The following is an 8,286-nucleotide window of genomic DNA, read 5'->3' on the forward strand; positions in this document are numbered from 1 at the left end:
TTATTATTTCCACTAAAGTAGGAAGTCCATTCGCCGATGTTATATGCAACGCATCACTGTTCTTTTGAATATTGGGCAAACCTAATCCAGCTCCAAAACCAAATTCCCGAACTAAATCATCGGCAGTGGAAAAACCGGGTATCATTGCCTGTTCAATATCTCCGATTCCAGGCCCATTATCCGGAAATTGCATATATATCAGGTTGTCATATACATTACTGATCATTTTCCCGCCTTTTGAATGAGCGGCAACATTTATTTCGGCTTCATAACTGGCAACGGCAATCCTTCTTAAAATCTCTGAATTAACTCCCAATCGTTTTAGTAAAATTTTCAATTCTGAAGAGCCCTTGCCTGCAATATTAAAATCTTTTGCCGGTATATCAACCTTCAAAACAACATCCGGTTCTCTTTTATGAGTAAAGAAATCCTTTACTCTTTCTTCAAAACCGGTATTGATATACCAGTATTCTCCTTTTTCAAATTCTGCAGCTGCGGAGTCCTGCATTATATAAAATCCCGCTGGAACGGTATAAAGTCATCTTAGTTGCTATAAGAGGTAGTCCGCGCTCTTGTGCCATATCTATAACATCTTGCATTGGCTTTTTCCCGCGCACAAAAACAATTCCAATCAAATCAATCATATCGGCAAGCCGAATTACTTGATTGTTTGTCAACCCGGTTAACAATAATGTTGGTTCTTTCGTGCACATCAGAATATCGGATATTAAATCTGAAGAAAAAGCACAAGGAACTTCTGTATTTAAATCGGCTCCTTCATTAAGGACTTCTGCATCCAGAAGTTCAACAATATTATGTAAAGTCATTTATCTTTTCCTTAGGTTTTTTTTGTAAATTCATTATATATGGATAGTGGAAATAAGTCAAGAGAAAAGAAAATTGTAAAAATCGAGATTTCGCTCAGTAGAATTCTGGAGAAGAGTAGTTATTATGCTTCATTTCAAGCATATACGGTAACTTATGTCAAATTGAACGAGGATGTAACAGTTAGCTAACATCTTGCTCCATTCTCATTATCTTGTCTGCACTTAATTTCTTGCAGTCAGCAGCTAATTTTTATTTCTATTCGGGGAGTTTGCTTTTGGGGATAATTTGACTATATTGTAAAATAGAACATATTCTTGAGGAGTTTTAAAAATGAAGCTACAATATCTTGGGCATTCTGCCTTTCTTTTTACCGATAGCCAACAATGTAACATTCTGATCGATCCTTTTCTGAACGGTAATCCTTTGGCGCCTATTAAAGCTAATCAGATAAGAGCAGATTATATTATTTTAACTCATGGCCATAGTGATCATTTGGGCGATACACTCACAATCGCTGATAAGTATAATACCATTGTTATTTGTGTAGCTGAGCTTGCTTCACAGATATCTCGAAACGGTCTTAAGACCCATCCTATGCAAGTTGGGGGCGCTCATCGATTCAGTTTTGGAAAGTTAAAACTGGTTCCAGCCATACATAGTTCTTCAACCACAAATGGTAATTATGCAGGTTTAGCGGCGGGCGTGGTTTTTAATGTGGATAACAAGACAATTTATCATTGTGGAGATACCGGTATTTTTGGTGATATGCAATTGATTGGTGAGATGGACCAGATAGATATATTACTGATTCCGATTGGAGGAAATTATACTATGGACATTGATGACGCAGTGAGAGCAGTGAATAGGATTAAACCAAAACTTACAATTCCAATGCATTATAATACTTTTGATCTTATTAAAGCTAATCCTGTTGAATTTATAGATAAGCTTACTGCCAGCGGTTTTACGGGGAAAGTTATGAAACCAGGTGAAGAAATGCATCTTTCCTGATTTGGCTTGCTATCAACCTAAAAAAGTGCTTTACCTTATTTGGTTATGTCACTTTCTGGAAGATGCCAGACGGATGCCAATCGGCCTATGATCCGATATTGTAGCTGCATAAGTATTCCAATTTAGCATCCATTTCTCTGCTTGAATAGTTTTACAGTAATCATCTGCGTTGGCAAAATCAGAGAAAAGCTCATTAGTAATCAAAATATGGTCTATATGGCTTAAAGAGCTTGGATAGGATACATTGTTATAATTGGGAGAAATAGCGATTGGCATATCAGCAAAAGTATATTCTGCGGGCTTATCAATAAAACTTAGGAAAACATTATATTCCGGTGGTTCGGCTATCTGATCATTCATATCTCCCAAAACAACCACTTTTTTATCGGGCAGATTGGTAGCTATATAATTATCCAATTCCCTGCAGGCAAGGCGGCGACGGACTTCTTCGTCATAGCTGTCACTTTCATCGATATAATTATCTCCGTATGCCTTAAAATGGTTATTTATCAAAATATAGTTCTCATTGTTCCAGTTAATGTCAAGTATATAAGGCGGACGAGGAAAAGGATTGCTGTCATTATTATAGATAGTATATTGATTATTTACCGTAATAGTGCGAGTATCATAAAGATAGGCAAGCCGATAGGTGTCTGTGGCGGTATAAACGCAAGCATCATAGTTCGGGATTTGGGATGCCAAATCCATAAACGCATTGTAATCCATAATTTCCTGAAAGGCGATAACATCAGCATTCATAGCTGGAATCATCTGTTTTAAGGATTCCAGGTCTGTTCCTTCGGGAAATAACTTCAAATTCCAAGATATTATATCCAGAGTGGAAGAAGTTCCAAAGCTGATTCCGGTAGGGTCTGTCTCCGGAGGATTAAGTACCGTATTCTTTCCACACGCGGTAAGAATAACCATAACTGTCATCAGCATAATAATAAATGGTTTTCTGCTTTTCATAAAGAGACCTTCTAATTATTTAAGGATTTCAAAATCCCATTTCTAAGAGTGTATAATTGAAAGCAATTCCGCTACCAAAAGCAATAAAATATTTGCGGAAACAAATTATTATCCAGGTTGGAAGGGATATTGCATATTAGTAAAATAAACATTATTGGGAGAGATTAAATGAAGAAATACATAATAATCCTGATATCTCTTGTCTGCAATATGCTGGCAGCGGTAACTGTGCAAAATTACAGCACTTGTGGCTCTACTTTACAAGCATATTTTACAGGCCTACGAGAATCACCTTTAATAAATCAAGCGGAAGATGTTAACATTGATGAATCAAACAATACCAGTTCCGTCATTACCAAAACTCTTGCTTTCCCTTATGCGGAAGCGGAATTGAACATAACATCAATGAAATGGAATGTCTATAACGCTCAAGGAACTTATCTTTACAGCGAAGAAAAACAAATTGACAGTGCCATTGGTATTGTGCAAAGTTTTACTTTTAGAGAGATGCAGGGTTATACGATTAAAATTGAAACCCAGTTGCAAGAAAATGGTTTAATCCGCACTCTTAATGAACTCAATTTTGAATTGCTGGGTTCTGATCCGATTTCTCTTCCTGAGACCGTATCTCCCGCTTTCATAGATGCCTACAGAGCTTTAGCTGATAATTTTGAATATTCCTATTTACGAGATTTACCTTTAGCCAGACCTAAAATTTTGATTATCACACACAGTCAGCTGGCAAACTATCAAACCAGTTTCATTTCCTGGAAAAAGTCCCTCGGTTATGATGTATATACTGTAAACAAATCTGATATTGGTTCTACGGTTCAAGATATTAAGAACTATGTGTTAAATCATTACCAGACCTATAAATGTGATTATCTATTTATCTGGGGAGATGTAACGGGCACTTTTGCCGTGCCCACTAATTTCTTCCCTTCACCCGAATATGCGGAAAACGATGCTGATGATACTTATTATACAATGTTGCAGGGAAATGACTATTTTCCGGAAATGATTTCAGGGCGTTTTTCTTTTGCCGATGCCAGTGAATTTATTACAATGACTAATAAAACCATTGCCTATGAAAAAGCTCCTTTTATGACCAATACAACCTGGATGACAAGAGCTTTAACCGTTGCTGGAAATTATGCTGAAGGAGGTTTGCGTCCCAGCACGCCTATTTCTATGTCACGATGGCTGAGAGATAAAATGCTGTCTTATGGTTACACCCAAGTTGATACTGTCTTTTATCCTCCGAGTTATCCAGGAACTAACAATATCCAACAATCTATAAATCAAGGCGTTCAATTTATTAGTTATCGGGGTTGGGGCGATGCCAATGGTTGGCATTATCCTTCCTTTCATATACCGGATTTGAATAATACTTTTAATGGCGCTAAAATGCCGATTGTATATTCAATCGTCTGCAATACAGGAGATTTTGCCAATACCGTAAATCCTAATTTCGGAGAAAAATGGATGAGAATGGGAACGATGTCCAATCCCATTGGCTGTATTGCTTTTGTAGGTCCTTCCGATTTACATACTAAAACTCGTTTGAATAATTCTATTTCCAGCGGGGCTTTTCGTAGTATATTAGATTTTGGCGTAAGAAGTTTCGGCTCCAGTGTTTTGATGGGTAAAATTGAGCTCTACAAGACCTTCCCTAATGATCTTGCTCCAAATCAATATGTAGCATTTTATTATCATGTATATAACATTTTAAGTGACCCTAGCTTGAATATGTGGGTTCTGGTGCCTTCTCTAATACCGGAAAGTGTTATTGAGAGCGGTTTTACTTATAATCAGAGCACCAGTCATCTTCGAATCAATGCCCCAAATTTAAACGGTGGAATAGTTTCTGGAACCAAAGATGGAAATACCTATAATTATGCACCCATTAAAAACGGTTATGCTATTTTACCCGTTGATCCTAATAGTGTGGGAGATTTAACGGTTACCATCAGTAAAAAGAACTTTGTTCCGCTCGTGAAAACTTTCACTTCTCAGCAGAACGCAACCATCGGTGTCGTTGCCAATAATCTAAGTGATACAATATTGGCACCTGATACATCCTATACGCTCTCCTTAGAATTAAAGAACTTTGCTACTCTTGCTTATAATAATGTGAATGCAAATTTATCCTGCAATCATTCGGCAATAATAATAAGCAACCCCAATGCCTTAATTGCCTCGCTTAATCCTGATGCCACAACCTTTGTAGAGTTTAATTTTACTACAACCGGTGCCTTCATACCCGGTGAGAATATTGATTTTACTCTTACTTTGGATAACCCTTCCACAACGCATATTTTCCAGCTAATGACCGGTGGAGCAAAAATACAATTGATTAATTATGAAGGCATTTTACAGATAGGGCAGGCAAACAACATTAATTTCACGGTTAGTAATATAGGAAACTATACAATGAATGATATAGAACTGCAAATTCGATCTCTATCCACGGCTGCAGTAGCACAAAGCGCTCCTATATCCATCGGTTCTTTAGCTCCTAATGAGAGCAGACAGTTTAATGCTACCATAACTTTACAATCGGATGTAACCCCCGGACACAATATACCAGTTCGCATTGATGCTTCCAATGATACTGATTACACTTATTATAGTTATTATGCACTTACGGCAGGAACTCCGGGAACCGATGATCCCACCGGACCTGATGAATATGGCTATTATGCTTATGATTCTACTGATCTGGGTTATGAGCAAACTCCAGTTTATAATTGGATTGAACTTGATCCAGATAGTGGAACACTTTTAGGGGATGTCTTTTTAAGTCCAGATGACAGCGTGAAGACCGTTCCTCTGCCTTTTTCGTTTCGTTTTTATGGAGTTGATTACGATAGCGTAACTATGTGTACCAATGGCTGGATATCCTTTATTCCAACCTCTCTGAGCGATTTTTATAACTGCTACATTCCTGCCGCTTTAGGTCCTTATACAATGGTTGCTGGTTATTGGGATGATTTGAAAGGCATGAAAACAGGCACTGATAATGAAGGCAATCCGATTTTTGATAATATGCGGCTTATTTATTGGTTCGATTCCGCTAATAATCGCTACATCATTGAATGGAACAAAGCATATAACCAGTATACCATAGACCTGGGTCCCGATGCCTCTATGGAAAAGTTCCAGATTATTTTATATCCCAAACCCGACCAGGACGGTGATATTGTAATTCAATATCACACGGTTGATAATCCGGGAATTACTACCAATTATTGCACAGTAGGTATTGAAGATCAATATCAAATGAGAGGGTTAACTTATACTCACGGTAATACATATCCTATTACTGCGGCAACTTTAGCTCCCTCTTTAGCGATAAAATTCACTACTTCCAAGCCCGATAATTATGTAGCCAATGAAGACGATGTAATGCAAAGCCCAATCAGTGATCTCTATAATTATCCCAATCCTTTCAATCCTGTTACTAGTATCTATTTTAATGCAAAACAGGCAGGACAGGCAAAATTGAATATATACAATTTGAAGGGACAGCTGATTAGATCGTTGCTGAATGAAAATATCGTTGCAGGACAGCATAAAGTAGTTTGGGATGGAATGGATAATAAGGGAACCATAGTTGGTTCAGGGCTATATCTTTATAAACTGCAAATGAATGGATACACCAATACCAAAAAAATGCTATTATTAAAATAGCTTGAAGGGTTTAAGCAAGCGCAGGTTAATGGTAACATCTGTTAACCTGCGTTTTTTAGCATTTTTATCCTCTTCTCAGATATAGCGGTATCAAGCAAAATGTTAGTTTACGCAAGAAAGAAATTACCCTTCTATGTTGAACTGTTCTATCTAACGATACAGTTTATTGGTGGCTAATTAGGAAGTAATTTTCTCACTTGACATAAACTGACAATTTATTTTAAAGGCATAATAAAACAAATCATATATGGAGGAACTAATGACCATTAATGAGTTTATGGCCAAAGTCGCAGCTAAGAATCCGGGTGAACCTGAATTCTTACAGGCAGTTAAGGAAGTTGTAGAAACGGTGTGGGATGTTTATATAAACAATCCCCGGTTTGTAAAAGCCAATATTCTTGAACGAATTGTAGAGCCCGAAAGGGTCATCATTTTCCGCGTTCCCTGGGTAGATGACAAAGGTGACATTCAAGTAAATCGCGGTTATCGGGTTCAGTTTAACAGTGCAATCGGTCCTTACAAAGGTGGTTTGCGTTTTCATCCCAGCGTAAATCTATCCATTTTAAAGTTCTTGGGTTTTGAACAAATATTCAAAAATAGTTTAACTACATTACCAATGGGCGGAGGCAAAGGCGGAAGTGATTTTGATGCCAGAGGCAAAAGTGATGCAGAAATTATGCGTTTTTGCCAATCATTTATGAGTGAATTGTATCGCCATATTGGTCCTAATACAGATGTTCCGGCTGGAGATATTGGAGTTGGAGCAAGAGAAATAGGTTACTTGTTTGGAATGTATAAAAAGTTACAAAATGAATTCACCGGTGTTCTTACTGGCAAAGGTCTTAATTGGGGTGGTAGTTTAGTTCGCCCTGAAGCAACCGGTTACGGAGTTGTCTATTTTACCGAAGAAATGTTGAAAACCAAAGGTGAAACCATTAAAGGCAAGAGAGTAGCTATTTCTGGTTTTGGCAATGTTGCTTGGGGCGCTGTTCAAAAAGTTAATCATTTAGGTGGAAAAGTAGTTACCATTTCCGGTCCCGATGGTTATATTTTAGATGAAGATGGCATTAGTGGTGAAAAAATTGAATATATGCTTGAATTGCGCGCTTCCAATAATGACCGGGTAAAAGATTATGCAGATAAATATCCTAACGCCAAATTCTTCCCAGGAAAGCGTCCTTGGGAAGTGAAAGTTGATGTGGCTATTCCTTGTGCCACTCAAAATGAACTTAATGGTGATGATGCAAAGTCACTAATTAATAATGGAGTATTTTGTGTAACGGAAGCAGCTAATATGCCTTGCACTCCGGAAGCAGTAGAAATTTTCCAAAAGGCAAAAGTTCTATTTGCCCCCGGCAAAGCAGCAAATGCAGGTGGCGTCGCCACAAGCGGATTGGAAATGACTCAAAACTCCATGCGTCTAAACTGGGGAAGTGAAGAAGTGGATGAAAAACTTCACCAAATTATGCAAAATATCCATAAGGCATGCGTTGATAGCGGCAAAGAATCAGATGGCTATGTAAATTATGTAAAAGGTGCCAATATTGCCGGATTTTTAAAAGTAGCAAATGCTATGTGTGATCAAGGGATCGTGTAAAACACATCATCTCTTAAAAATAAATATAGCCCGTTACGATAAGTCGTTACGGGCTTTTTTAAAAGACCTCGGTATCTCTTCTTAATAAAAGGTGGAAGAGGAACTTTTTTCACTCTCCCACCTTTTTATTTTATCTCAAGTTAGCAAGGGCAAAAGACCTATTTCTTTTATATAAATAGATTTACATT

The 8,286-nt window shown here is 37.6% G+C and carries 7 protein-coding genes; 4 read left to right on the plus strand and 3 right to left on the minus strand.

All coding sequences use genetic code 11. From position 1 onward, the window contains the following. Both ABFC98_03755 and ABFC98_03760 read right to left on the minus strand, forming a co-directional pair. Positions 1-508: ATP-binding protein (locus tag ABFC98_03755; GenBank protein MEN6445143.1), on the minus strand; the 508-nt coding region annotated here is incomplete at its 3' end. Then, on the minus strand, positions 480-827 hold the full coding sequence (locus tag ABFC98_03760) for a DRTGG domain-containing protein (GenBank protein MEN6445144.1): 348 nt from the start codon (positions 825-827) through the stop codon (positions 480-482). The genes ABFC98_03760 and ABFC98_03755, both read right to left, overlap by 29 nt. Before the next feature lie 39 nt (positions 828-866). Between ABFC98_03760 and ABFC98_03765 the strand changes: the two genes are divergently transcribed. Together ABFC98_03765 and ABFC98_03770 are read left to right on the plus strand one after the other, a co-directional pair. Further along, on the plus strand, positions 867-1,016 hold the full coding sequence (locus ABFC98_03765; protein MEN6445145.1) for a hypothetical protein: 150 nt from the start codon (positions 867-869) through the stop codon (positions 1,014-1,016). A gap of 142 nt (positions 1,017-1,158) precedes the next feature. Beyond that, complete coding sequence (locus ABFC98_03770; protein MEN6445146.1) at positions 1,159-1,839, plus strand: metal-dependent hydrolase; 681 nt, start codon at positions 1,159-1,161, stop codon at positions 1,837-1,839. Between the two features lie 48 nt (positions 1,840-1,887). Here ABFC98_03770 and ABFC98_03775 read toward each other — a convergent pair whose 3' ends face one another. After that, a complete protein-coding gene (locus ABFC98_03775) occupies positions 1,888-2,808 on the minus strand; it encodes an endonuclease/exonuclease/phosphatase family protein (protein ID MEN6445147.1) in 921 nt (306 codons plus the stop codon). A gap of 168 nt (positions 2,809-2,976) precedes the next feature. Here ABFC98_03775 and ABFC98_03780 point away from each other — a divergent pair, with 168 nt between their 5' ends. Further along, positions 2,977-6,501 carry a C25 family cysteine peptidase gene (locus ABFC98_03780; protein MEN6445148.1) on the plus strand — a complete coding sequence of 1,175 codons (3,525 nt, stop codon included), beginning with the start codon at positions 2,977-2,979 and terminating at the stop codon, positions 6,499-6,501. A 259-nt stretch (positions 6,502-6,760) separates the two neighbouring features. Continuing rightward, positions 6,761-8,098 carry an NADP-specific glutamate dehydrogenase gene (gdhA, locus tag ABFC98_03785; GenBank protein ID MEN6445149.1) on the plus strand — a complete coding sequence of 446 codons (1,338 nt, stop codon included), beginning with the start codon at positions 6,761-6,763 and terminating at the stop codon, positions 8,096-8,098. Positions 8,099-8,286 lie beyond the last annotated feature (188 nt).

It is taken from the genome of Candidatus Cloacimonas sp., assembly GCA_039680785.1.
Lineage (GTDB): Bacteria > Cloacimonadota > Cloacimonadia > Cloacimonadales > Cloacimonadaceae > Cloacimonas.